The sequence below is a fragment of the Hungatella sp. L36 genome, assembly GCF_014288035.1.
Window position 1 is genome coordinate 197,557 of record NZ_JACOPC010000011.1, and the last position, 26,727, is coordinate 224,283.

22 protein-coding genes and 1 riboswitch are annotated in these 26,727 nt (G+C 51.6%); of the genes, 3 read left to right on the forward strand and 19 right to left on the reverse strand.

Annotated elements, in window-relative coordinates; all coding sequences use genetic code 11:
* Positions 1-35: 35 nt before the first annotated feature.
* Positions 36-584, forward strand: coding sequence for a DUF6144 family protein (locus tag H8S80_RS23235; RefSeq protein ID WP_117632270.1), 549 nt, complete (start codon positions 36-38; stop codon positions 582-584).
* Between the two features lie 131 nt (positions 585-715).
* Here H8S80_RS23235 and H8S80_RS23240 read toward each other — a convergent pair whose 3' ends face one another.
* On the reverse strand, positions 716-1,276 hold the full coding sequence (locus H8S80_RS23240) for a methylated-DNA--[protein]-cysteine S-methyltransferase (protein ID WP_029466771.1): 561 nt from the start codon (positions 1,274-1,276) through the stop codon (positions 716-718).
* Positions 1,277-1,303: 27 nt separating this feature from the next.
* Positions 1,304-2,299: a Gfo/Idh/MocA family protein gene (locus tag H8S80_RS23245; RefSeq protein ID WP_117632269.1), complete on the reverse strand. Its 996-nt coding sequence runs from the start codon at positions 2,297-2,299 to the stop codon at positions 1,304-1,306.
* A 195-nt stretch (positions 2,300-2,494) separates the two neighbouring features.
* Between H8S80_RS23245 and H8S80_RS23250 the strand changes: the two genes are divergently transcribed.
* Complete coding sequence (locus H8S80_RS23250) at positions 2,495-3,238, forward strand: hypothetical protein (RefSeq protein WP_117632268.1); 744 nt, start codon at positions 2,495-2,497, stop codon at positions 3,236-3,238.
* Between the two features lie 26 nt (positions 3,239-3,264).
* Complete coding sequence (locus tag H8S80_RS23255; RefSeq protein WP_117632267.1) at positions 3,265-4,038, forward strand: GNAT family N-acetyltransferase; 774 nt, start codon at positions 3,265-3,267, stop codon at positions 4,036-4,038.
* A 55-nt stretch (positions 4,039-4,093) separates the two neighbouring features.
* Here the strand turns inward: H8S80_RS23255 and H8S80_RS23260 are convergent, their stop codons facing one another.
* The 17 genes from H8S80_RS23260 to H8S80_RS23340 all read right to left on the reverse strand — a co-directional run bounded on the left by H8S80_RS23260 (position 4,094) and on the right by H8S80_RS23340 (position 26,460).
* Positions 4,094-4,447 carry a DUF1801 domain-containing protein gene (locus H8S80_RS23260; protein WP_002602696.1) on the reverse strand — a complete coding sequence of 118 codons (354 nt, stop codon included), beginning with the start codon at positions 4,445-4,447 and terminating at the stop codon, positions 4,094-4,096.
* Between the two features lie 106 nt (positions 4,448-4,553).
* Positions 4,554-6,179, reverse strand: a complete 1,626-nt coding sequence (locus H8S80_RS23265) for a glycoside hydrolase family 13 protein (protein WP_002602695.1) — start codon at positions 6,177-6,179, stop codon at positions 4,554-4,556.
* A 69-nt stretch (positions 6,180-6,248) separates the two neighbouring features.
* Positions 6,249-8,507 (reverse strand): glycogen/starch/alpha-glucan phosphorylase, encoded by a 2,259-nt coding sequence (locus tag H8S80_RS23270; protein ID WP_117632370.1) that lies wholly within the window; start codon positions 8,505-8,507, stop codon positions 6,249-6,251.
* A 20-nt stretch (positions 8,508-8,527) separates the two neighbouring features.
* Positions 8,528-10,480, reverse strand: coding sequence for an amylo-alpha-1,6-glucosidase (locus H8S80_RS23275; protein WP_117632266.1), 1,953 nt, complete (start codon positions 10,478-10,480; stop codon positions 8,528-8,530).
* A complete protein-coding gene (gene pulA, locus H8S80_RS23280; protein ID WP_117632369.1) occupies positions 10,477-12,513 on the reverse strand; it encodes a type I pullulanase in 2,037 nt (678 codons plus the stop codon). The genes H8S80_RS23275 and pulA overlap by 4 nt, the downstream gene beginning before the upstream one ends.
* 29 nt (positions 12,514-12,542) lie before the next feature.
* Complete coding sequence (locus tag H8S80_RS23285) at positions 12,543-13,409, reverse strand: sugar ABC transporter permease (protein WP_002602691.1); 867 nt, start codon at positions 13,407-13,409, stop codon at positions 12,543-12,545.
* Between the two features lies 1 nt (position 13,410).
* Positions 13,411-14,787, reverse strand: coding sequence for a carbohydrate ABC transporter permease (locus H8S80_RS23290; RefSeq protein ID WP_117632265.1), 1,377 nt, complete (start codon positions 14,785-14,787; stop codon positions 13,411-13,413).
* Positions 14,788-14,799: 12 nt separating this feature from the next.
* Complete coding sequence (locus H8S80_RS23295; protein ID WP_117632264.1) at positions 14,800-16,143, reverse strand: uracil-xanthine permease family protein; 1,344 nt, start codon at positions 16,141-16,143, stop codon at positions 14,800-14,802.
* Positions 16,144-16,153: 10 nt separating this feature from the next.
* The gene (locus H8S80_RS23300; RefSeq protein ID WP_117632263.1) at positions 16,154-17,515 is read right to left on the reverse strand and encodes an 8-oxoguanine deaminase; all 1,362 of its coding nucleotides are present in this window, start codon (positions 17,513-17,515) and stop codon (positions 16,154-16,156) included.
* A gap of 296 nt (positions 17,516-17,811) precedes the next feature.
* Positions 17,812-18,765 carry a ketopantoate reductase family protein gene (locus H8S80_RS23305; protein WP_117632262.1) on the reverse strand — a complete coding sequence of 318 codons (954 nt, stop codon included), beginning with the start codon at positions 18,763-18,765 and terminating at the stop codon, positions 17,812-17,814.
* Complete coding sequence (locus H8S80_RS23310) at positions 18,762-19,472, reverse strand: DUF6896 domain-containing protein (RefSeq protein ID WP_117632261.1); 711 nt, start codon at positions 19,470-19,472, stop codon at positions 18,762-18,764. The genes H8S80_RS23305 and H8S80_RS23310 overlap by 4 nt, the downstream gene beginning before the upstream one ends.
* Positions 19,473-19,504: 32 nt before the next feature.
* Positions 19,505-19,711 carry a hypothetical protein gene (locus H8S80_RS23315; RefSeq protein ID WP_117632260.1) on the reverse strand — a complete coding sequence of 69 codons (207 nt, stop codon included), beginning with the start codon at positions 19,709-19,711 and terminating at the stop codon, positions 19,505-19,507.
* A gap of 37 nt (positions 19,712-19,748) precedes the next feature.
* On the reverse strand, positions 19,749-20,240 hold the full coding sequence (gene xdhC, locus H8S80_RS23320; RefSeq protein WP_002602682.1) for a xanthine dehydrogenase subunit XdhC: 492 nt from the start codon (positions 20,238-20,240) through the stop codon (positions 19,749-19,751).
* Complete coding sequence (gene xdhB / locus H8S80_RS23325) at positions 20,233-21,120, reverse strand: xanthine dehydrogenase subunit XdhB (protein WP_002602681.1); 888 nt, start codon at positions 21,118-21,120, stop codon at positions 20,233-20,235. The genes xdhC and xdhB overlap by 8 nt, the downstream gene beginning before the upstream one ends.
* Before the next feature lie 18 nt (positions 21,121-21,138).
* Complete coding sequence (gene xdhA / locus H8S80_RS23330) at positions 21,139-23,427, reverse strand: xanthine dehydrogenase subunit XdhA (RefSeq protein ID WP_117632259.1); 2,289 nt, start codon at positions 23,425-23,427, stop codon at positions 21,139-21,141.
* A gap of 211 nt (positions 23,428-23,638) precedes the next feature.
* On the reverse strand, positions 23,639-25,033 hold the full coding sequence (locus tag H8S80_RS23335) for an NCS2 family permease (RefSeq protein ID WP_110322504.1): 1,395 nt from the start codon (positions 25,031-25,033) through the stop codon (positions 23,639-23,641).
* A gap of 146 nt (positions 25,034-25,179) precedes the next feature.
* Positions 25,180-26,460, reverse strand: coding sequence for an amidohydrolase family protein (locus H8S80_RS23340; protein WP_117632258.1), 1,281 nt, complete (start codon positions 26,458-26,460; stop codon positions 25,180-25,182).
* Between the two features lie 142 nt (positions 26,461-26,602).
* A riboswitch (purine riboswitch) is annotated at positions 26,603-26,698 on the reverse strand.
* Between the last annotated feature and the right edge of the window lie 29 nt (positions 26,699-26,727).

Below are 26,727 nucleotides of genomic sequence, written 5' to 3' on the forward strand. Positions count from 1 at the left end.
CATTACACACCCAGTCAGGATTATGGAGGAAAACAATGTTTGATATAAGAAAAATACAAGAGAAGGTCATTTACGAATCTGTCAAAGCGGAAAGCAACGCGGATCTGGCGAATGAAGTGGTTTATGGTAAGGAACAGGCAACAAATACAGAAAGCAATTCTGAGTGGGTAAAGTCTGCCATGCACCGCCTGGAAAGCAGATTCGAATCTGATACCATAAAGAAAATAAGAAGGAACTGTCAATGCGGTTATGGAATGGATGAGAAAGCTGCGCTCGTAAAGGAACTGAAGGCATCTGTATCAAGCATAGAAGAGTTTGCAAATTCAGAGAAAGCAAAAGCCGCCGGACTCTCCTGCAGAGACGGCGAACTCTTTCTGCAGTTCCATTTTTGTCCCTGCCCCATGCTGGCGGAAGTGGATAAGCTGGAGACGAATACCTGGTGTCAGTGTACGACAGGGTACAGCAAGGTCCTCTTTGAGCAGGCGTTTGCCTGTGAGGCTGACGTGGAACTGCTGAAAAGTATTAAGATGGGAGACGGTGAATGTCTGATGAAAATCACACTTCATGACCCTGTATGGGGATAAATATACGCGGTCGTTTAAAACAGGGGGGAGCCGGCAATACCGGGAGCCGGCCGAATCAGTCTGAAACTGCGGCCCGCCCCTGACCTGTACCGTTTCTCGCGTTCAGAGCGCACTCCCCCTCGCGGCAGTCGTCAAATGGACGCGCCAGCGTGTCCATTTGGCTCGCTGCTCGCGGGAATAAACAGGGAGGACATATCTACGCCTTCCAGCTCCAGCAGCTTCATCTTCGTGGCAATTCCGCCTGCATACCCGGTCAGGCTTCCATTTCCGCCCACAACCCGGTGGCACGGTATGATAATGGAAATGGGATTGTGTCCCACCGCTCCGCCCACCGCCTGCCCCGACATGGTGGGCCTGTTTAACATCACAGCCATCCGTTTTGCGATATCTCCGTAGGTGATCACGCTGCCATACGGAATTTCGCAGAGAATCTCCCATACCTTCTGCCGGAATTCGCTGCCCACAGGCGCCAGGGGCAGTTCCGAGGCCAACGGTTTCTCCCCTGAAAAATACCGGTTCAGCCACTGTTTCGCGGCGCTGAACACCGGCACATCATCATTTTCTGTCATGCTGCCTGCAATCGCGCCGCCATAATACTTCTGTCCCTCCAGCCACAGACCGGCCAGCTTCTCTCCGTCGGAGGCCAGGGTTATCACTCCCACAGGTGACGGACAGGTCGTCGAATAATACATAGGTAATCCCCCTTTGCTTTCATATAATCAACACCCGGTAATTTTGCGGAGATCGGCCGGGAAGACGATTCCCGCCTGGCGTCTCGCCTCATCCATCACACGCAGTTCCATCAGGGAACATTCGTTGTCTTCCCGAACTCCTTCCCCGGTCTCAATCATGCGGAGCCAGTCCTTTACTTCTCCCTCCAGGCTGTGCTCCGGAGGAAGATCAATAACCGTTTCCGCATTGCCTTTTCTGTCATGGAAAACCACGCTGCAGATATTCGTAATATTGTCGATCACCAGAGTCCCGTCTTCTCCCTGAATCTGACTTGGAAGGCGGTTATTGGTGATTTTGGAATAGAGAAGTTCCGCCTGCATGCCATCGTAGGAGGCCAGGATGGTACCCGCTCCTTCCACACCGTTGGAGAGAAGCAGGGAATCTGCGATAATCTTCTTCGGCATACCAAACAGCCGTACCAGCGGATGGACGCAGTAGACTCCGATGTCCATCAGAGCGCCGTTGGAAAACTCCGGGTTGAATGCATTTTCAATGATTCCTTCCTTAAACTTATCGTATCGCGAGGAATATTTCGCATACTGGAAGCTGGCCCTCCGGATCGTCCCCACCATCGGAAGCACCTCTCTCAGCTGCAAAAATCCTTCCTCATGGACCGAACGCATGGCTTCCATAAGAACTGCGCGGTTCTCTCCCGCAATCCGGACCAGTTCCTTAAGCTCCGCCTCATTCGAGGTTATGGTCTTCTCGCAGAGCACATGTTTTCCATGGGACAGCATCAGCGCCGCCTGTTCGTAATGAAGGCTGTTAGGGCTGGCGATATAGACCGCATCTACATCCTCTGCTCCCGCAACCTCCATTAAATCCGTACACCACCGCCCCGCTCCGTGTTTCCTGCAAAACACCTCCGCCGTCTCCCTGTTTCTGGAATAAACCAGGCTGCAGGTGATCTCGTCACACGCCTGGACCGCCTTCATAAACCAGTCCGCCACAAAATTTGTTCCTATGGTTGCACATCGTATCATATGTCAATTCCTCCTGCCATTTGTATTCATCCATTATAGCGAAAGAAAGGGGCAATTGCAATGCGTACGGATTACAATAACCGCACGGCAAAGTCTTTCACGAATCTTTAGCCTATGGTACAATGGATTCACAGGATTATGGCCGGAGAGCTTCGTCCGGCTGTATGAAGTCTGAAAGAAAAAGGGAGGGATATCATGTGGCATAGCTCGGACATTTCTATGGAATCACTGCTGGACACCTGTGAATTCCCCGCTGTCTGTCCAGTCTGCGGGCACAGGGGCGGCCATATCTATCTGAGGGCCGACAGGCCCAGACGGGGCGGCCTGTGGATCTGGTGCAGCGCCTGCTGTTCCTTTGAGCACGCTTCTATAATCCCGCCTTCCTACTGGGCAAATGATGCCTTGATCGAAAGTTTCCAGCTTCACGCCATCCCCGATCTGCTGGAGGAACAGAAAGACGCCATTGACGCCTATATGACACAGAACTACAGAGGGTTGGACAGCGATTTATGCGCCTGCTGCATACGTAATGCGGACTTATCCAGTCTGGCATGCACGCAGTGCCACGGAAAAGACACGAAGGCATTTCTGGAAGGCCACAGTCTGGTACTGGAATGCCAAAGCTGCGGCTGCCGGGTCGTCGGAGCCAGCTTCTACAGCCCCTGTGAGCAGGACAGGAAGCCCTACTGCCTTTGGATCAGAGAAGACCGCATACCGGCGGCAGTGCTCGTAAAATTGGGCTCGATGCTGCATATAGGGGTTCTGGAGATGAAAAGACAGATAGAAAACCGTGAAAAGCTGAACAGGAGTCTGTCGCTAAAGGAAATTATGGAAGCCTCCCGTTTTCTGAAAGAGGAGGGAATTTCCCATGATATTTTACCCGCGATCCGATACTCCCGGTATTATGAATGTAGGGAAAAGTTACTTTCATTCAATTGATATGCTTTACTTTGAGGAGATTATTTATGACGAATAAGGAAATACTGGAAATAGCATTGGAACAATCCGCAGTCGACTGCAGCTGCAGCGCGGAAGATTTTTTGCAGGCAGAAAACCGGGTTGTACTGTCGAAACCGCACAGAAACGCGAGAAAATATCTTCCTCTGCCGCTGGAATGTGATCTGGTATCCTACGGCAATAACATTGTAGCTCAGGTGAGTGAACGGCTGGCCGGCATTGTTAGCGTCTACATAGAAAAATATCCGGTTGAGCATTGTTTTGAGACGCCTAATATAAACGCTTTAAACGACGCTCTGGCCGCTTACAATTTAAAGGTATGCTTTATGGCAGAATACTTTCTGCCTGATCTGACACAACTGAAGGAGCTGCCCTGTGAATTCGAGACAAGAGTCCTGCATAAAGGCGATTTTTCTGATCTGTATACGGAGGAATGGAGCAACGCCCTATCCAGCGAAAACAGAGGGCTCGATGTTCTTGGCGTGGGAGCCTACGATCACGGCAGGCTAATCGGACTCGCTGGCTGCTCTGCCGACTGTGAAGCCATGTATCAGATCGGGATCGACGTTCTTCCCGCTTACAGACGAAAAGGGATCGCGGCCGCATTGACCAGCAAACTGGCGCTGGAAATCATCGCTTTGGGGAAAGTTCCCTTTTATTGTGCCGCATGGTCCAACTTAAAGTCCGTCCGCAACGCAATAAAATGCGGTTTTCGGCCGGCCTGGGTAGAACTGACTGCCAGAAACAGCGAATTCGTGGACAACATAAACGGCCTGAAATAAACCATGGGGACCGTGTGCGCCGGAACACTCCGGCGGGCACAGTCCCCATGAGCCGTTACTGGCGCAGCAAAAAATCCCTGACGTGATCCTTCACAATCTGATAGGACTCGTCATCACCATATTTAATATTGATACACTGTTTTCCGGTTTTACAGGCAGGTACCATTCTGGCTATGTTGGTTACATATCCTTCCTCTGAAAAATGGATGGAAAAATGATTTTTGGCCGCGGAGACAGCGATATATCCGTCCTTCATTTTTTCTCCCGCCAGCCACATCGGCATTGAAAAGCATATTTTAGAATCGATCTGCGGATACTGTTTGCGCATGAATCCGATGAAATCGCTGACATACTTTTTTCCGTCCTCACTTAAGCTATCTGTGTATTCTGTTACCGAACTGGCGCTCATGGGCAGACCTCCGTTTTGGAATTTATTTTATGATTATGCGAAAGCCCGGCGCCTCCCCTGCAGTTTTCCTCCACAGGTTCAGCCTCCGGGCCAAAGCGTTCCTTCCTTAAAGCAGAATCATCCGGGCCTCATACGGCCTTAAAATCTCCTCATTCTCTGCATCCTGGTAATTGCACAGGAGCCGGGATTTGCCTTCCCACATCTCCTTTAAAGGGCACTCGATTTCACTGCCGAAGAAATTGCAGAGTACCAGCAGGCGGACGCCTTCCCATTCTCTTACGTATGCAAAGATATTCGGATCGTCCTCCAGAAGCAGTTGGAAGCTTCCATGTACAAAGACAGGATACTCTTTCCTTAAATGGATCAGTCTCTTATAATAATGGAAGACCGATTGAGGATCCGCCAGTTCTCTTTCCGCGTTGATTTCCCCGTAATTCCCATTGATCCGGATCCAGGGAGTTCCATCTGTAAATCCGGCTCCCTCGCCGCAGTTCCACTGCATCGGCGTTCTGGCATTGTCCCGCCCTTTGGCGTGGATGGACCGCATGATCTCCTCCTCAGAATACCCGGCTTCCAGACGTTCCTCATACATATGAAGCGTCTCGATGTCCCGATACTCTCCGATCTCATAGTCCGTGTTCGTCATGCCCAGTTCCTCTCCCTGGTAGATATAGGGCGTTCCCTGCATGCCGTGGAGAACCGTGGCCAGCATCTTAGCCGACTCCACACGGTACTCCTTGTCATTGCCCCACCGCGATACGATCCGCGGCAGATCGTGATTGTCCCAGAAGAGGCTGTTCCAGCCGCTCCCCTGCAGCTCACACTGCCATTTGTTTAAAACTTCCTTGAGTTTTACGAAAGGAAGGGGGGCCAGATCCCATTTCTCCCTGCCCGGTACGGAATCCAGCATGATGTGCTCAAACTGGAACACCATGGAGAACTCGCTTCCATCCGGCGCGCTGTAGAGCTTTGCACGCTCCGTATCGGCGCCCCAGCACTCGCCTACGGTGACACAATCGCCCTTCTGGAACGTCTCCCGGCTCAATTCGCGGATAAATTCATGAAGGCGCGGTCCATTGCCCGTAATCTTTAAGTCCGGTTCCTTGGCGATCTGATCGATGACGTCTAAGCGGAAGCCGCCCACGCCTTTGTCCATCCACCAGCGGATCATCTCGTAGATTTCCCTCCGTACGGCTTCATTTTCCCAGTTTAAATCCGGCTGTTTGACGGAGAACTGATGAAAATAGTACTGTGACAGTTCCGGTACCCACTCCCATGCCGGGCCGCCGAAGCAGGCTCTCATGTCATTGGGAAGAACGCCCTCCTCACCGTCGCGCCAGACGTAGTAGTCATGGTAGGGATTATCCTTACTCTTCTTCGCTTCTAAAAACCACCGGTGTTCATCCGACGTATGGTTTAAGACCAGGTCCATGATGATCTTAATCCCATGCTCTCCCGCCTCTTTAATCAGGCGTTCCATATCCAGGAGGCTTCCGAACAGCGGATCGATATCCTGATAATCCGAGATATCATACCCGTTGTCGTCCTGAGGTGACTTACACACAGGTGAAAGCCAGACGGCGTCGATCCCCAGTTCCTCCAGATAATCCAGTTTTTCTATGATTCCGTTCAAGTCTCCGATTCCGTCGCCGTCGCTGTCCTTAAAGCTTCTGGGATAGATCTGATAGATCACCGATGTTTTCCACCATTTTTGCTCATTTCTGTCTGCCATAGTCTTTCCATTTCCTCCAGCGTATCATTGCTTCCGTTCACACTCACTTTGCAGCGTAAACCATCCGTTTTACAGGTGCCAGATATCCTTATTGTACTCCTCGATGGTTCTGTCTGAAGAGAAGTATCCGGCCTTCGCAATATTAACCAGGGACTTGCGGGCCCAGGAACGCTCATCCTCGTAATCCGCCAGCATCTGCTCTTTCACAGCGATATACTCTCTCACATCCAGAAGTGTCATAAACCAGTCCTTGGAAACCAGTTCTTTATAAAGTCTTCCTAAATTAACCGGATCGCCGGTTAAGATCATCTTCTTGCTGATGATAAAGTCCACCAGCTCCTCCACGAGGCTGTCGCTCTCATAAATCTTTCTGGAGCAGTAACCGCTGGTTTCATAGAGCTTAATAACCTCATCGGAGGATTTTCCGAAAATATAGATGTTATCGTCGCCCACAAGCTGATGAATCTCCACATTGGCGCCATCCTCGGTTCCCAGAGTCACCGCTCCGTTTAACATAAATTTCATGTTGCCGGTTCCTGACGCCTCCTTGGAAGCCAGGGAAATCTGCTCGGAAATGTCGCAGGCCGGAATCAGCTTCGCAGCCTTGCTCACATTGTAATTCTCCACCATCACGACCTTTAAGTACGGACTCACTTCCGGGTCGCTGTCGATCAGCTCCTGCAGACAGAGAATTAAATGGATAATATCCTTGGCAATCGTATAGGCCGGGGCCGCCTTAGCTCCGAAAATCATGGTAATGGGACGCTTCGGCAGATTGCACTTCTTGATCTCCAGATACTTATAAATGGCGTAAAGCGCATTCATCTGCTGGCGCTTGTATTCGTGGAGACGCTTCACCTGGATATCGTAAACGGAAGTTTCGTCAATCTCGACTCCCTGGGTGCTCTTCAAATACTTCTTTAATTCCAGCTTTGCATTCTGCTTGATCTGGCGGAGACGGTCCAGAACTGCCTCGTCATCCTGAAAGTCAAGGAGTTTTTCCAGCTCCTCCGCGTGAATCTTATAGCCGGATCCGATCAGCTCCTCAATATAGGAAGCCAGCTCATGGTTGCAGTGCAGCAGCCATCTGCGGAATGTAATTCCGTTCGTTTTATTATTGAATTTTTCCGGGTAAATATCGTAAAACGGCTTCAGCTCTGATTCCTCGAGTATCTGTGTATGAAGAGCCGCAACGCCGTTGACGCTCTGTCCGTAATGGATATCGATATGAGCCATATGAACGCGTTCCTGCTCGTCGATGATATAGACCTTCTCATCGTGGAAATCGCGTCTCACCCTCTTATCCAGCTCCCGGATAATCGGCATCAGCTGCGGAACCACCTTTTCCAAATAGGAAGCCGGCCATTTTTCCAGGGCCTCTGCCAGGATGGTGTGGTTGGTGTACGCACACGTCTTTCTCACCACATCGATGGCGGTGTCAATGTTAAAGCCTCTTGCCATCAGGAGGCGGACCAGTTCCGGGATCACCATGGTCGGATGGGTATCGTTGATCTGAATGACTACATGCTCATGGAGATGGTACAGATCAAATCCGCGCTCTTCCGTCTCTTTTAAAATCAGCTGAGCCGCGTTGCTTACCATGAAATACTGCTGGTAGATGCGCAGAAGCTGTCCCTTCTCGTCGCTGTCGTCCGGATAGAGGAAGAGGGTTAAGCCCCGCCGGATATCTTCTTTATCGAACTCGATTCCGTCATGGATGATGGATTCGTCCACCGAGTCTAAATCGAATAAATGAAGGGAATTCTTTCCGCCTTTGTAGCCTGGCACGTCAATGTCATACATGGTGGAGGTCACGGTAAGATCCTTAAACGGCACTTCAAACCGAACGTCCGTCCTTGTCAGCCAGTCGTCCCCGGTCATCCACGGGTTCTTCTCTTCCCTCTGCTTATGGTCTGCAAAGGTCTGTTTAAAGAGGCCGTCATGGTAATTTAAGCCCACGCCGTCGCCCGGCAGCTCAAGCGTCGCAATCGAGTCGAGGAAGCAGGCCGCCAGCCTTCCGAGGCCGCCATTTCCCAGCGATGGCTCTGTCTCCGCCTCTTCGATATCCGCAATATCGATTCCGTGCTTCTTTAAGACTTCCGCCGTCTCATCAAACAGGCCGAGGTTGATCAAGTTGTTGGAAAGCAGCTTTCCAATTAAAAATTCTGCCGAAATATAATAGAGCTTCCTGCTGCCCGTATTCTTTTTGAGGTCCTTCATCCTGCCCTTTACAATGGTAAGAAGCGCATGGTAGATTTCCTCCATACAGGCCTCCTCAAGAGTTTTTCCAAATCTTTCGCCCAGAACTTTATTTAATTCCTGTTCCATCATCATCGATTCTCCTTTACTTATACTTTTTCCAAAGCTTCATATACACGGAGGATTTCTCCCACACTCCACGCCTGGGCAAAACACCCCTTCGAAGAAACGGGATTTTTCCCGTCATAAATCTCAGGCAGCTGCCCGGCGCATCCTTCCCGCATGGCGCCTTCCAAAACCTCCAGCTGGCGGCATACTTCCGCCTTCGCCTCCCTGCTGTATCCATGTACCTTCAGATATGCGAGGTAGTATCCGCCCAGCGGAAACACCCAGACCGTACCCTGATGGTACGCCAAATCCCTGTCAAGCTGGCTGCCTCCGTAAAATGGCTTGAACTCCTTCTCATCCTCTGAGAGAGTTCTCAGTCCATAAGGAGTATACAACTTTTCCGCCACAGTTTCCACCACCTGTTTCTCTTTTTCCGGTGAAAGCATGGAAAAAGCCATGGAGACCGCCCAGATCTGATTACACCGGATTTGATTGTCAGCGCCCGCTCTGCCGCCATCTTCTGTCCCGGAGATCACATCTTTTAAGCAGTGTTTTTCCTCCAGCCAGAATTTTTCATTGAAAGACTGTTTTACAAGCTCCGCCAGACGGCCGTAGTGAGCGGCGGAGGCGGTCCCGCCCAATCTCTCCATAATCCGCAGCGCATTATACCAGTAAGCATTAATCTCCACAGGTTTCCCGTGGCGCGGTGTGGGGAGTATGCCGCCGATCCGCACATCCATCCAGGTTACCTGGTCGAAGCCCTGTCCCGCGGCGATCAGCCCGTCTTCGTCCATGTGAATACCGAAATCCGTCCCTTCCTCGTACCGCCTCACGATATGCTCCATGACCGGATAGCACTCTCTTACAAAGGATATGTCATTTGTCCTCTCAAAATACAGATAAACGCTGTTGATAAAAAGAAGCGCCGCATCCACCGTGTTGTACATGGGCTCGCTGCCGCCTTCAGGGAAGAGATTCGGCATCAGCCCATTCTTCTCCGCCTTCAAAAATGTCCTTAAAATGCTCTTTACCGTCTCGAACCGCCCCGTCGCCAAAGCGCATCCGCCCAGCGCGATCATGGTATCCCGGCCCCAGTCCTCGAAAAACGGATATCCGGCCAGAATCGTATCTCCCCCGGTGGTTTCCCGGCGGGCGATGAACTGTGCCGCGCTCTTGGCCAGCATGGAAGCTGTCTCAGACTGAAAACCGGCCTGTCTCTCCAGCTCCCGGCGATATCGGACCGCGCCTTCCAGTATGGCCTCTGCCGTTTCCGTCACCGGTTCCAGAGAGTATACGATTTCCAGACTGGAACACACTCCGGCGCCAGCCGTTAAGCTGATCCCATGGTTGGCCAGCGCCTTCCCGGTCTCCCTCCGTCCGTCACAGGCGTCATAAGCGTAGTAGTACGTCTCATAAACCGGTTTGAAGGCAGTCACAATGCCGTCTGTAGAAAAATAGAGGTCCAATCCCGCCGAACTGACCCGGCCGTCAGAACAGGAAAACGCCTGATCCATGTCCAGATCGTCCCCCTTCTTTACAAACTGCAGGAAAGGAACTACCTCAAGAGTACACGCCTCTCTCCTGTGATTCTGAATCTCATACCGGACGGCAATTGTATTCTCCCCCTGTTTCATGGCCGCTGTCTTTCTAACCTCGACTCCGGCCGTGTGGTACATCCACACGGGGCAATCCTCGAACTGAAAGGAGGACAGGCGGAGGTATCCGTCTTCCGGTTCCTTTCCGTCTGCGAACTCCTGGCTGGAGAGATATTCCGCACCCTCTGCCATAACCAGCCTCTCACGCAGCCTGTGAATCATGTGATACCTGTGATTCGGCGCCTTCGTACAGGCCATAAAAAACGCGTGGTCGTTGCGGGCGGCTGAGCCGATCACCGTTTCCGACGAAAAGCCGCCGAGCCCGTTGGTCAGCAGATAACAGTTCTCCTGGCCGCGCTCCAGTGTTTTAAAATCCTGTTTTCCATATACAAACTTCATCGCGCTGCCTCCTGATTAATCTCTGTTTTCCGTCCCATGATAACCGCGGAAACCGGCGGCAGAATCAGAAGGCCCGAATACGTCTCTCTCTCTGGCCGCCTCCACATCCCGCTGTCTCCATCCTTTAAAAATGCTTCCCACTCCCCTTCCGGAAGTGTCACCTTCACCGGACGGCGGCGGCTGTTGTAAGCGATAAAGAGCGTGTCACAGAGCCCCTCTCCCCTGTATCGGTTATCCACCTGGAAGCTGACGACGCCCTTTCGGTTTGCACTCTTCTTAAAAATGCGTTTTCCGGCTTCCTCCGTTTTATCGCAGAGGCCCGGGAGGCATTTTCTCAGCGCAATCAGGTCTTTATAAAAATGAACCAGCTCTTCGAATTCATACGCCCGTTTATAGTCCAGGCGGTTCAAGGAAATGGGAGCTTCAAAGCTGTTGTCATCTCCCTCCTTCGTCCGCGCAAACTCTTCGCCCGAAAGGAAGAATAAGCGTCCCTGACATGTAAAATACACAGAAACCGCCAGCTTATACGCCCGCACGACCTCCTCCGGCCTTTCATAAAAGCCTTTTTTGTCACAGCGGCTCATGTGCAGCGCCAGCGAATGATCGTTATGGGTCATGGAAAGGATCAGTTTATCCCAGAGCGTCAGGTTATCGTGGGCCGAAACGTAGCTTAAGACCCGTTCCGGCGAACCAGCGTGGAATGCCCCGCCCCTGTCACACCAGGCTGAAGCCGCGTGCATGATCTCCCGCTCCAGTCCTTCCCCGCCATTTACAAAACCTGGTTCCATGGCTTCGAACACGTGGCCCTTAACCGCATCCCTCGTGTTGTCGCAGAACATGGCGACGCGGGGATTCAGTCTCTTTTCATTTTCTTTCAAAGCCTGATGAAAGCCGGGTTCCATGGGCGTCTCGTTCGCAGCCCACGGCTCCCCGTAGATCAGCTTCTCACCCATGCCGTACCGCTTATCCAGCTCTTCCTGGATCCGGTTCATCAGCTCTGTCGGGAGCAGCCCCATTAAATCAAACCGGAAGCCGTCCATATGGTATTCCTCTGTCCAGTAAAGGACCGAGTCCAGGATAAATGACGCAGCCATCTCCCTCTCGGCGGCAAAATCATTGCCGCATCCGGAGCCGTCGGAGAGCGTTCCGTCTTCCTCCTGGCGGTAGTAATACCAGGGTACAACCCGCTGAAAGGAAGAGTCCGCCGAGTAGGTGTGGTTGTAAACCACGTCCATGATGACCCGAAAACCGTTCCGGTGCAGCGTCTGCACCAGCTCCTTCAGTTCCTTTATCCGCACCTCCCCGTGGGCGGGATCGGTGGAATAGGAGCCTTCCGGCACATTGTAGCAGACCGGATCATAGCCCCAGTTAAACTGGTCCCGGTCCCCGGCCTCATCGACGGAGCCGAAATCATAGACCGGCATCAGCTGGATATGGGTCACGCCCAGCTCCTTTAAATACCGGATTCCGGTTGGGTGGACGCCATCCCCGAACAGGGTAGTATCCTCCACTGTAAACGCGCGGTACGTTCCCCTTAACTCCTCCGGAAATCCCGCGCTCCCGTCCCAGGAAAACTCCTTCACATGAAGCTCGTAGATGATGTCTTCCTGCTGCCGTTTCGGGGCCCGGTCCGATTCCCACCTTTCCGGGTCCGTCCTTCCAAGCTCTACCGCCATACTGCGCCTGCTGTTGATTCCGCAGGCTCTTGCATACGGGTCCGCGGTCCGGCGTGTCTCATGGCCAATGCTCACATCGTAATCGTAATACGTACCGTGAAGACATTCCTCCGTCCGGTACATCCATACGCCTTTCTCTCCCCGTTCCATGGAGACGGAGCGCATACAGCCGCTCTCGTCCCCATCCGGGTAGAGATGGAGCTCCACCCGGTCCGCGACCGGACTCCACAGCTTAAACACAGTCCCGTCACTGCCGCAGGCAGCACCCAGATCATGGCCGTCATAGATGTAATTTTTCTTAAATGTGCTGTCCGCATAGAAGCGTTTCAGCTCTCTTGCTGTCATTTTCTTCGTCATAGTCATTCCTCAGCCTTCCTGAAGCTGCGTTACCCTTTCACTGCACCGGACATGCCATTCACATAATACTTCTGCATACACAGAAACAGGATCGCAATCGGTATGGATATCAGCACCGCGCTGGCCGCAAAGCTGGTGTACCAGTTGTCAATATATTCCTTTTCCAGCATTCTCCATAAGCCGATCGCTATCGTATACTGGTCCGAATTGGCGCGGCAGATTACCTTTGCGAAGATAAAATCCACCCACGGTGAGATAAAGGAGGTCAGCACCGTGTAGATGATAATCGGTTTGCTCAATGGCAGTGTAATCTTTGAAAATATCTGCCAGCGGTTGCAGCCGTCGATCAGGGCCGCCTCGTCGATGGCGCGCGGAACCGTGTCAAAGAAGCCCTTGGCAATCTGAAATGTCAGTCCCGCGCCTCCGGAGTAACAGAGTATGAGCGCCAGGCGGATCAGATTGCCTTCCGTCAGTCCAAGAGCCTTCAGGATAAAATACACCGCCACCATGGACATGAAGCCTGGAAACAGGCCCAGAATCATCGCCATGTTCATGTACGGCTTTCTCATACGGAACTTAAGCCGGGAGAGACAGTAGGATACCGCCAGCACATAGAACGTGGACAGAATGCAGGAACACACCGCGATGAACAGCGTATTGGCGAACATACGCGGGAAGTTTAAAATCGTCGTATCCGTGAAAAGCTTGGTATAGTTTGCCAGCGTATACGCCTTCGGAAAGAAGGTTGACACATAGGAGCCCTTTTCCGCACGGAAGCTGGTGAGCACCACCCAGATGATGGGAAACACCCAGACTGCCGCCAGAATGGCAAGAGCCGTGTGAACCAGGATATTATTTACCGTCTTAACCTGTTTTGCCGATCTCATTTTTTTCATACTAGAATGCCTCCTCATCTTTATAGGATTTGCTGTTGCGGTACGTGAGCAGCGCTCCCACGGCCAGAATGATAAACGTCAGGATACCGATGACTGCGCCGATGTTGTAATACTGTTTATCAATCGTCAGCTTATAGAGCCAGGTGACGAGAAGGTCCGTCTTGCCCGCCGTAGAGGCTAAATCCGTCACCGGATCGCCGCCGGATAATAAGTAGATGACATTGAAATTATTGACATTGCCGGTAAAGGTGGCAATCAGGTACGGTGTGGTAATGTAAAGCATATACGGAAGCGTGATCTTAAAGAAGGTCTGGAAGGCATTGGCGCCGTCCACTCTGGCTGCCTCGTATACGTCGGCCGGGATGCTCTGAAGGACGCCGGTCAGCTGAAGCAGCGTGTAGGGAACTCCGACCCAGATATTGATGACGATAATGGTTACGCGGGCCCAGGTTGGATTGGTAAAGAACGGAAGGCTGGCATCGGCTCCGATCAGCCCGATATTTCTCAGGAGCACATTAACGGCGCCGTTGGGCTGCAGCATCGTTCTCATAATCAGCAGCGATACGAACATGGGAACCGCACAGGAAAGGACGAAACAGAACCGCCAGAAGCCTTTGGCCTTCGTCTCCTTCCGGTTGATGGCGATCGCGAGGATCATACCGAAGATATAGTTGGTGAAGGTGGCAAAAAACGCCCACACCAGAGTCCATGACAGGACTGACCAGAAGGTACTTCCCAGGATACTGCTGGAATCAAACAGCGCCCGGAAATTATCGAGGCCGACCCAGTCAAACAGAACCAGATGGTTGTCGATTTTGCTGTAATTGGTAAACGCCATACAGATCATGAAGATCAGCGGCAGCACGGTAAACCCGAAGATAAAGGTCAGCGGCGGCGTCATGAAGAGGCGGTATAAATTTTCATGGAGCAGACTCTTTACATCTTCCACGAAATTGTTTACATGCTTTCCCGCCTTATCGAGGCACTCGGCCTTATAGGCGCTCTTCACTGCGCCGTACCATGCGGCCGCCATAAGTACGGTCAGAAACAGCACCGCCACTCCATACAGCAGGATCAGCACAGACTGGTCTCCCTTTGTATATAAGTAGACCTGGTTCACCTCGTCCCAGACCACCTGCTGCCCCACGGTGCCGAGACTTCCCAGCATGGAGATGCAGTGAAAGCCGGTCATAATCATAAATACCACGTAAGCCGCTTCGATTGCCATGTAGATCAGGCCTTTGGCGACCTGTTTATGTACAATATTTCCGAGTCCCATCAAAACCATGGACAGCTTCGTCTCTGCGCCGCCGTTTTTAAGCGCCTCCCGGAAGGACCAGGCTGCTGCAAATTCTAATTTACCCGTTAACTTTCCCATAGATTCATCCCCCTAAATTCCATTGCTGTTCATCGCAGCATTCATGGCTTCCGCCTCTTCCCTCGGAAGGATCAGATTCAGTGCAATCGACATGATACTGGACATCACGACCGCCGATTCCCCAAATATGGTTCTGGCCCAGTCCGGGAACAGTCCCAGACAGCCCGGAGCCTGGATCACGCCGATACCGACGGCAACGGACAGGCCCACGATCGAGATGGTGCGGGCGGTCAGCTCTTCCTTCACGATCAGCTTGATTCCTGTCATGGCGATCATGGCGAAGACGGACACCGTCGCGCCTCCCAGCACGCAGGAGGGGATGGTCGTCAGCAGCGAAGCGAACTTCGGAATAAATCCGGCCAGAAGGATGATAACAGCTGCCGTACCGATCACAAACCGGTTTACCACCTTTGTCATAATGACAATTCCCACGTTCTGGCTGAATGTCGCCGTGGGAATTCCGCCAAACAGACCGCCCAGAATGCAGGCGATTCCATTCCCGATTATCCCTCCGCACATCTCATTCTCCGTGGCCTCCCGGTCCAGGCCGCCTCCCGCTGTGGAGGTAAAGTCCCCGATTGCCTCTACCGATCCCACAATACACATGATTGTCATCGATATGATCGAGGTGAGTTCAAATTTAATGCCAAAATGCAGCGGTGTCGTGATCTGAAACCAGCCCGCCTCCGCGACGGGCGCGAAGGAAACCTTTCCCAGCACAAGGGCCAGAACGTAGCCGCAGGCCATCCCGATCAGGATCGATGCCATTTTCGTGATCCCTTTCGTAAAGTGATTGCAGAAAAGTACGACGCCCAGCGTAAAAAGGGCGATTGCCCAGTTAAGAGGGCTTCCAAAGTCCGCCGCTCCCGTGCCGCCTGCCATGTAATTCACCGCCGTCGGATACAGGGAAAGACCAATCGTAAAGACCACAGTTCCCGTCACAATGGGAGGAAACAGCGCGTTGATCTTCTTATAGAAGACACCGACCAGGATCGCAACCGCGCCGCCCACCAGCTGCGCGCCGAAAATGGTGGGCAGGTCAAACCTGCTTCCCAGCGATATCAGCATGGGTATGTATGCAAAGCTGGCGCCCATAATGACGGGAAGGCCGGAGCCGCAGTATTTATGGACAGGAAACACCTGGATCAGCGTCGCAACCGCGGATATGAGCAGCGCCGCCTGGATCAGGATAATCTGGTCCTCCCGGCTGGCGCCTGTCACTCCCGCAACGATGATGGCCGGCGTCACACAGCCTACGATCATGGCAACCACATGCTGGAGCGCCAGGGGCAGTGTCTGGGACATTTTGGGTATTCCATTTAAATCAAAAACCGAAGCATTTCTTTTCTCATTCATCTCACGATCCTCACTTTATATACAGAAGTTTTTCCACAGCCGCGTTGGCCCTCGATACGATCTTTTCCTCTTCCACATTGACGAGACGGCCCTGCTCTACCACGACCTTCCCGTTCACAACCGTGTAATCCACTGCACCTTTGAATCCGATGCAGGACAGCAGTGATTTTGGGTCGTATTGTCCGCCGACCAGCTCGATACGGTCCAGGGATATGGCAAAGAAATCTGCCGCCATCCCCTCGGCTAAATGTCCCAGTTCCTCTCGCCCGAGAATCGATGCGCTCCCTCTCGAAGCCATCTTCAGGATATCGTAACCGGATGGAGCCTCACTGCTGGAATTCAGGCGGTGAAGCAGATAGGCCACCCGCATCTCCTCCAGCATATTGGAGCCGTCGTTGCTGGCGCTTCCGTCTACGGCCAGTCCGGTTTTCACTCCCAGCCGCAGCATTTCCGGGATTCTGGCAATGCCGGAGGAAAGCTTCATGTTGGAGACAGGGCAGTGGGCCACTCCGGTTCCCGTCGCTGCCAGAAGTTCCAGTTCCTCTGTGTTAAAATGGATTCCATGAGCATACCAGACATCGTCTCCGATCCATCCCAGGCTCTCCATATAGGCCAGCGGACGCATGCCGTAATGCTCCAGGGTGAACGCCTCCTCGTCCTTCGTCTCCGCCAGGTGCGTATGGAGGCGGACTCCCAGGCTGCGGGCCAGGACCGCTGATTCTCTTAAGAGGCCGCCGGTCACGCTGAACGGCGAACAGGGCGCCAGCGCAACGGTGTGCATGGAATACCGGGAAGAATCATGATACTTCTCAACCACCGCCTGCGAATCCCTTAAAATCTCATCGATCGTCTGAACCACGCTGTCCGGAGGCAGTCCCCCGTCCTTCACACTCAAATCCATGCTGCCCCGCGTGGCCGCCATCCGGATTCCCAGGGCGTCCGCCGCCGCAAACTGCGCGTCAAGAAGTGCTCCGGCGCTGTGCTCCGGAAACACGTAGTGATGGTCTAAGCACGTCGTGCAGCCAGTCTTTAACAGCTCCCCCATTCCGGTTAAGGAGCTGTAGTAGACACTGTCGCCGTCGATGCCCTTCCATATCTCATATAAAGTTTTCAGCCATGGAAAGAGTTCCATGTTTTGTACCTGTGGAAGATTTCTTGTGAAGGTTTGATATAAATGATGATGGGAATTAATAAGTCCCGGATAGACAACCATCCGGGACGCATCAATTATTTTATCAGCTGTTTTTTCTTCTGTTCCAATGTAGGTAATTACCCCATCTGTCACCAGCATGTTAATATCCGTCATAAACCTGTCGTTGTCGTCACATGTCACAAGATACTTTACGTTTTTCATCAATAGAGTTTCTGCCATTTCAATTCCTCCTGAATTTTTTACGTAAAAATATGCATTGTTTCATACAACTATACTTCTGGTATACTGCTGGCGGACAGGGACGCTCACGATTCGTCCCTTCATATCGTCAAGACTAATGTCGCCGAATATAAATTGGGAGAAAATATGCCGCGTGAACCCAGCTATGTTTTAAACAGCCATATAGAGATGTACTTATCAAGGTGCAATTCTTACTGTGTGTTAGTATAGCAGACAGTCTCATTTCCTGCAATCTGTATAAACTAATAAAAAATTCGTCTGTTTTTTGTGCATTTTTAACATTTCAAGGTCTGTTCCAGGCAGTACTTTTCCACCGCCTCATCGTACGATCTCCATACCGTCATAGGCAGGCCGCAGCACGTTCCGGCGTTTAAGATCTCCTGATAGCCCGCCGCCCATTCCGGGAGCCCCTTCTTCATATGGTTTTCCACCATCTCCCTGGTGTTGGCCTCTAAAAACATGTTCTGCATGATATGGGCTGCCACAAATGTCGGGAGTTTGAACAGGCCGGCCGGAAATGTCTTATTCGTATCGACTCCCTGCATCCGGCACACACCGATCCCCTCCCGAAACGCCTTGACCACCTTTTTGACGGCCTGATAGTCACTCGCAAATGAGCCGTAGCCCCCGCACTCCAGCACAGCGCCCGCCGTAACAGACTGCTGCAAATAGTGGACCTTCATCCAGTCAAAGATATTTTTATCGAAAACCGTACGAATCCCGGACTGATTCAGCGCTGTCTGTATGTCGCCAAGCCCGGCCCGGCATTTTCCGCCCAGCCTTACTGCCTCATCGGAGAGGATGACCTTTAAACCGGCTTCATCGCGGCCGCCTCCCGTGCTGGAAGGGAACGCAATCAGATACTGATCCGCCGATAAGTACGCCTCGATCTCCGCCTGAATATTCCAGTTATTCTGCATAAATGCAAAATATTTTGTATATTCAGCCAGCTCTGAAAGCCGGGGCAGAACGCCCGCCAGCTGACACCGGTTAACAGTTACCAGGATCCCGTCGTAATGGTCTGTCACTTCCGTCACACAGCTGGGATAAAAAGTCACGTTCTCGTAAGAGGAGGCCTTCTTCCTCAAGTCCTTAACGGATAAAACCACTCCTCCAGACAGTTCTTCATAGTGCTCCGGCTTCACCAGCAGGTCGATCTCGTGATTCTGAGACAGCAGCCATCCATAGGTTATTCCGATCGTTCCTGCTCCGTATATTAAATATTTCATCTGTTCTCCATTCTCTGTGGTTTGTCTGTACCGCTCCCGAGGTTTATCAGAATTTCTCTCATAATCGTCACCGCACGCTCCGGATAACAGATATCATCGTACAGAAATGTACCGGTCTCTTTCCCGTCCAGCATGAATCTCAGTGTATATTTATTCAGGCTGCTGCCGATTTCCCTGTACACCCTTCTGCTCTTTCTCAAGAAGCGCTCAACCATCCGGTTCCTCGGGATCACCCACCGGTCCTCAAAATGTTCCACGATCAGAGTATCAAATTCTTTGGGAAACTGTGGTTCAAAGGTTTCGCTGACAGGAATTGTGAAGTAATAGAGATTGTGCTTCTGATACATTTCGCCAAGCGATACCGCCTGTTCACATTCCGCTTTCACTCGGTTTCCGTCGTAGTATTCTGTATGCGGATCCCGGTTATATTCCAGCGTCCTGGCGAGAAGCCACGGGTCTATTCCACACCATCTGCTTCCATAGCCAAAGTTCCAGTCCAGATACCGTTCCCCGTCACAGGCCCGGCATCCGGCCCCATGAAGCAGATACTTCGTTCCGTTGATCTCATACTCGATGCCCCAGCGCAGCTTTCTGCTGCACAGAAAATCCGCTTTGGATTTCAGGCAGAGGCCAGCCAGCAAACGGAGGCAAACGTCGTTTACCTGATCGATGTATTCTTTCATCACGGTTCTCAGCCCGTCTTCCATACGCTCTGTCCTCGTTTTCTTAGATGTGTCACTTACGTTTCATCTATCATACCATAGAAATGCCGCGTCTGACAGTCTGCTTCCGCATCATTTTTCCGAAACAGGTCTAAATATCCCCCAACAATCCAATCTTCCCCTTCTCCGCCCCACACCTCACCGCACCCAAAAAGCCGGAGCGGCGACACTCTCCCAAATGTCGCCGCTCCGGCTTTTTCTCTCTTCGAAACAATCCAAAACATAATGAAGCTCTATGAAAACAGTAACACGCTTCTCCCTTTAATCCTCTTTGCCAACCACCTTATAAGTCTCTTCCACGATTCTCTCCATGGCGTTTAAGATATTTTCATATCCCGTGCACCGGCAGAGATGGCCGGATATCATCTTTCTCAATTCCTCGCGGTTGTACCGTTTTCCGGTTCCCACGATCTCCACCGCGGTCATGATCAGACCCGGCGTACAGAATCCGCACTGCACGGCCGCTTCTTCCACAAATGCCTTCTGGATCGTGCTCAGCTCGCCGTTAGGACCTTTTAAGCCCTCTACCGTCATGATCCGGCGTCCTTCCGCCCACATGGTTAAGTAGATACAGCTGTCGATGGCCTCGCCGTCCACTAAGACGGTACAGGCCCCGCACTCTCCGACCTCACAGCCTTTCTTCACGCTGGTAAGGCCCAGACGGTCCCTCAGCGTCTCCAGTAAGGATTCCCTGTCGTCTACCGCCACCTCGACCTCTTTATCGTTGACAATCATATGAACAATCTTAAGCATCGCATTCACCCCCTGCATTTATAATCGCCTGTTTCAGGGCACGTTTTGCCATCTCTTCGATGAGCTGTAAACGGAATTCCTTGGAAGCTCTCCAACTGGTACGTGGATTAACTTCCTCCAGAACGCTCTTGCCCAGCGTCTCAAACAGCTCGTTTCCGATTTCCATGCCTTTCACCTTTTCCTCTGCCTTAAAGCAGCGGATCGGGGTCGGAGCGGCGACGCCGTAGCCGATGTGCATTTCTTCGATGTGCTTCTTATCTTCGGTCAGCTTTACTGTGACCGCACAGCCCATGGTAGCGATCTCCATGGCGTTCCTCTTGCCGTACTTGATGTAATGGCCGCCAAAGCCCTCGTAGGACTCCTTGCGGATCCGGATGGCAGTCAGTATCTCGTCGTGCTGCCTTACCGTCTTTCCTGGGCCGGTATACCACTCACGGATCGGAATCTCCCGCACTCCCTCCGGTCCTTCGACGACTAAGACCGCGTCGAGACAGCAGAAGGATGAGGCGCTGTCCGCACTGGTCACACCGTTACAGACATTGCCGCCCACCGTACCGATGTTGCGCAGCTGCGGTCCGCCTGCCTGGTCCACGGCATCCCCTAAAATCGGGATATATTTCTGAATAATCCTGTTATTGGTTACATGGGAAAATGTGGTCGCCGGACCGATGACGATGGTGCCGTCCTCTTCCATTCTCACACCTTCCAGTTCTTTGATTCCGTGAATGCTGACCAGGGAACATCCGGCAAGCTTGCCTTCCCTGACCTTAATGAGCACGTCGCTGCCGCCGGAAATGACGACGGCCTCGGGGTCTTCCTTCAAGGCACGGATCGCATCCCCTATATCTTTTGCCTGGTATAATTTTTCAATATCATACATGGAATATCACCGTCCCTTCTAGATCAGTTCCGCTGCCTTAAAATGAGCCACAAGCTTCTGCGGGTCAAGAGGCAGGGAATCTACCGCTACACCAGTTGCGTTTAACACTGCGTTCCGGATGGCCGGTGCGACCGGAATAGCCGGCGGCTCACCTAACGCTTTATTTCCAAATGGACCCGTCGGATCGTCCAGTTCCACAAATTGCACGTGGAGATCCGGCGTGTCCATGGAGGTAGGCAGTTTGTAATCCAGCAGGTTGTCATTTAACGGCCTGCCGCTCTTATCAAAGAGGAGTTCTTCGCTGAGCGCGTATCCAAGTCCCATGCTCATGCCGCCGTGAACCTGCGCTTCAGCCAGCTTCGGGTTGATCAGCGTGCCGCTGTCGTGAACATTAACAATATTGGTCACCTTCACCTTGCCGAGAGGCATATCCACTTCCACCTCTGCGAAACAGGCGCCCGTTGCAAAGGTATTATCCTTGCAGTGGCTGGTCGCCTCCGCGGTGATGTGGATCGAGCGGTCGAGGCTGTAGAAAGCCGTCGTCGCAAGCTCCGCCATATCGAGAAGCTTCTCCCTGCTCTCCTTATCGACCACCACGTTATTCTGGATATCCATGGTGTCTTTCTCTTTATCCAGCATATATGCCGCATAATCCAGGATTCTGTCCTTGAAAATGAGTCCGGCCTTCTTCACGGCCATACCGCTGACATACGTCTGGCGGGATGCGTAAGCGCCCGTATCAAACGGTGTAATATCGGTATCCTGCGTGGAGAGAATATGAACTTTGTCCTCCGTAATACCGGTGGTCTCCGCGGCCATCTGGGTAAATACGGTATCCGCGCCCTGTCCGATCTCCGTAGCGCCCATCTGCAGCTGCATGGAGCCGTCCTGATTTAAAACCATACGGCAGGAAGCGGTCTCCAGAGAGATCGGGTAAACTCCTGTCTTATAGCAGAAGATCGCCATACCGATTCCTTTTCTGACAGGACCGGTCTGGTTCTCATACTCTTTCCGTTTTTCGTCCCAATGAATATAGTTCCGGCCTTTTTCCATACATTCCTTTAAGCCGTATGTATTACATGCAACGTGGGTATGGGGATCCACATAGCCCTCCGGCATGCAGTTTTTCATTCTGAATTCCAGCGGGTCCATATGAACGGCCACAGCCAGATCATCGGCCATACACTCCGCAGCAAATGCAGCCTGCGGAATTCCGTAACCTCTCATGGCGCCGCCCGTGGTAATATTCGTATAGACGGTGTAAGCGTCGGATTCCAGCGTCTTCTCGTCGTGGTAAATCTGCTTGAACTCATTGGATGTGTTTGCCACGATGGCGTGGGCGTGAGAAGCGTAACCGCCCTGGTTGGAGTATGCCTCCAGCTTTCTCGCTACCAGCGTTCCATCCTTTCTCACTGCCGCCTTCACGTGCAGCTTGATGGCATGACGCACTCTCGTGCAGGCCAGCGTCTCTTCCCTGGAAATCTCCATGCGGACGCCTCTTCCGCCCACTTGGGTACAGAGGAACGCATTTAACGGTTCATAAAGGACGTCCTGCTTGTTGCCGAATCCGCCGCCGATGTACGGCTTGATCACGCGGATTTCACCGGCCGGAATTCCCAGCGCCTGGCTGATGACACGGCGTACAATATGAGGAATCTGCGTAGAAGTCGTCACGACAATCCTTCCTTTTTCCATGTAAGCAAAGGAAATCGGAGTCTCGATATGGCAGTGCTGAACGCTCTGCGTCGCATAGACATGATCGATCTCTGCCACGTCCTCGCCTTCCACAGCCTCCTGATAGGTTCCTTCCCCTACTACAAAGCTGGAATGGGCGATTACATTGCCCGGCTTCTCCTCGTGAAGAACCGTGGCTCCTTCCGCCATGGCAGCCTCGACGGTAAGCATGGGTTCGTACTCCTCATACTCCACCTTCACCAGACGCGCCGCACGGCTTGCCGCGATCTCATCCTCTGCAATTACCGCAGCGATGTCGTCACCGTAGACGCGGACTCTGGTATTTAACAGCTTTCTGTCTGCAATATCCTGGTGCGCGGTCTCCACAGACCAGGGATGTCCCGGTGTCGGGAACTGAATATCCGGAACGTCAAAACACGTAACAATCTTAACGACTCCCGGCACGGCCAGAGCTGCCTCCAAATCAAAGCTTTTTACTACACCATTGGCAATTGTGCTTCTTACGACCTTAGCCACAAGAAGTCCTTTTGGTTCCAAATCCGCCGTATATTTGGCGCCGCCGGTCACTTTCTCGATGGCGTCAACGCGGACCATGTTATTACCAACTCCCATGGTATCCTACCTCCTGTTTCTTTTATTCTCCTGCTAATCAGGCTCCGGCCGGCCCCTGTTCTTAAAAAATAAGAAAGGCTGGCAGCGACGAGACTTTTTCAGGACAATTTCATCCATCAAAGTGATGTCGCCGCCAGCCCGTTTGACAATGTCTACATGACCGGTTCTCCTGATTTGCTCAGGTTGCTATTTTCAGTTGCTCTATATATTATTAAATCAATATATATTTTAGTACAAACAGTACCGCCAGAACATACATCAGCGTACTGATCTTCTTCTCCTTTGCGTGACCCGTAACCAGATTGATGACTACATAGGAGATAACGCCCATGGCAATACCTTCAGAAATGCTGTACATAAACGGCATGGCGATGATTGCAATGTAGCATGGAATTGCTTCTGTAAAATCGTTGAAGTCGATCTTCGTAATGGAAGTAAGCATTAAGAATCCTACTACTACCAGAGCCGGTGCCGTTGCAAAGGACGGAATCGCTAAGAAGATCGGGGACAGGAATAAGGATAAGCCGAATAAAATGGCTGCTACTACTGCCGTTAAACCTGTTCTGCCGCCTTCAGAAACGCCGGAAGCGCTCTCTACGAAGGTGGTGGTGGTGGAAGTACCGAATAATGCGCCTACGGATGTACCAACAGCGTCTGCCATCAAAGCACCCTTGATATGCGGAAGCTTTCCGTCTTTATCAAGCATGTCGGCCTTGGAAGCTACACCGATTAACGTTCCCAGCGTATCAAACATATCGACGAATAAGAACGCGAACATAACTACCAGGAAGTCAAGGGATAACACTCTTGAGAAGTCCAGTTTGAAGAACGTCGGAGCCATGCTCTTGATACCGAAACCGGAGGATAAATCCGGGAATACGCTGTACATGCCAAGTTCCGGATTCGGCTGATATAAGCCGACCGCCTGGCAGATCATGCCAAGAATCCAGGTTGCCAGGATTCCCCATAAGATATTGCCCTTTACATTCTTAACAACTAAAATTGCGGTAATAAGAATACCAATGATTGCTAATAAAACTGTAATTCCTACGGAATTGAAGGTTCCATCCGTTAAAGCACCCTTGAAGGAGTAAACAGAAACAAGTGTGGCGCCGTCCACAACGATTTTCGCGTTCTGAAGGCCGATAAATGCGATGAACAGACCGATACCTACGGATACCGCGTGTTTTAAGTTCATCGGGATTGCGTTGAAGATCGCCTCCCGCACATTGGTCAGTGACAGAAGAATGAAGATAAGACCTTCTACGAATACAGCTGCCAGAGCCATCTCCCAGGTGTAACCCATGTTCAAAACAACGGTGTATGCAAAGTACGCATTTAATCCCATACCTGGTGCAAGTACAAACGGATAGTTTGCAAATGCTGCCATTAACAGAGTCGCTACCAGTGCCGCCAGTGCAGTCGCCGTGAATATGGCGCCGCTGTCCATACCAGTCGCACTTAAGATGCTCGGGTTTACTGCAAGTATGTATGCCATGGTCATAAATGTGGTAATACCGGCTACAACTTCGGTTTTGACGTCCGTGTGGTTTTCCGACAAGTGGAACACTTTCTCAAAAAAGTTCTCGTTTCCCTTCGTTTCCATACTTCCTACCTCCTTGATAGTTGAATGATTTTCGTTTATATAGCAGAGCAGCCCCACGCAGCTCAGTATATATGGGTTTCTTTCGTATATGGTAACTTCTCGAAATTCTATATTCAGTTTTAAATTTACACTTTTCTTTAATTATATCAGAAAATTCTGTTTCCCGCTACGATCTTTCCTTTTATATGCCTCTCATCAGACAAATAGATGAAACGCTCCAGTCTCTCCTTCAGGGAAAGCGGCTGCGGATGGCGGATATCGCTGTCGTCGAGAATCAATGCGTCAAACTCATAGCCTTCCAGGAAGCTTCCAACCTTTCCGAAGAATGAGCCGCCGCCCATGGTTCCCAAATAGAAAGCTTCTTCCACGGTAAGCGGTTTTAAGCTGGTATCCTGCAGTCTCCATCTCAGCTTGGATACCTGGACTGCGTGTGCCATGGCGTAAAATATGGATTCCTTGCTTCCGCCGGCTACGTCAGAGCCAAGCCCCACGTTGACGCCTTTGTCCAGATAGGTTCTCACCGGTGCAACACCGGATGAGAGGTTCGTATTGGATTCCGGGCAGTGGGCGACGTATACGCCGCGTTCTCTCATTAACTCGATTTCCTCTTCGGTCGAGGATACACAGTGGGCCATAATGGTCTTCACATCTCCGCCGAACAGGCCAAACTGATCGTAAGCATCTCCGTAGAAGCGTGACTCCGGGCACAACTCCTGTACCCATGCGATCTCGCCCTGATTCTCAGACAAATGAGACTGAACCGGAAGGTCATACTTCTTCTGAACCTCTTTTAGCTTCCTCATCAGCTCATCCGTACAGGATGGAATGAACCTAGGTGTCAGGATCGGACGGACGTTCTCATACTGATCCGCCGTGTCTTCCAGCCACTTCACCGTGTCGGCCGCAGACTGCTCCGCACTCTCTTCACATAAGTACTCCGGTGAGTTCCGGTCCATGTTGACCTTGCCGATCATGGTCTTTAATCCAGTTTCCTCCATGAGATCCATGAGAAGCTCTGTCGCCTGATTATGGATGGTTGCGAAAATACAGGCTCTCGTAGTCGCACTGCTCCTCATGGAATCAGCAAAAATTCCATAGGCGCTCTTCGCGTAATCTAAATCACGGTACTTGGACTCCTCCGGAAATGTGTTGGTATTCAGCCAGTCCAGAAGCTCTAAATCCATTCCCAGACCGCGGAACGCATACTGCGGTGCATGGACATGTAAATCCACAAGTCCTGGTGTGATGATCTGATCGCCGCAGTCCGTCACCGGATACGATGCGTATTCCTCCGGCAGTGTCTCAAAAACTCCGGCACACAGCCCCTCCCTGCAGACGAGCCATCCGGCTTCTACCAGTTTTAAGTTCTTTGCATCTTCGCTGTAACAGATGTTTCCCTTCAGTACAAAATTCTTATCTCCGGCCATTTTCCCTCCTATTCCGTATTCCTGTTATAGGAGAGACAGCTGTAAAATCGCGTCCGGACGACTTCCATCTCAAAAAAAAACCACCGTCACCCCTATAATTTTCGCATGACTGGTGTCTTTTGCAGTCTTTACTGATCGTGCTGACAGTCATGCAAAAACTTATAGACAACTATTACGGTAGTTGGTAGAAACGCTCAACCAATTATGAGCATATATAAGTTTCTTTGAATACTTATCTCTATTAAATTTTCTGACCTCTGACAGTTT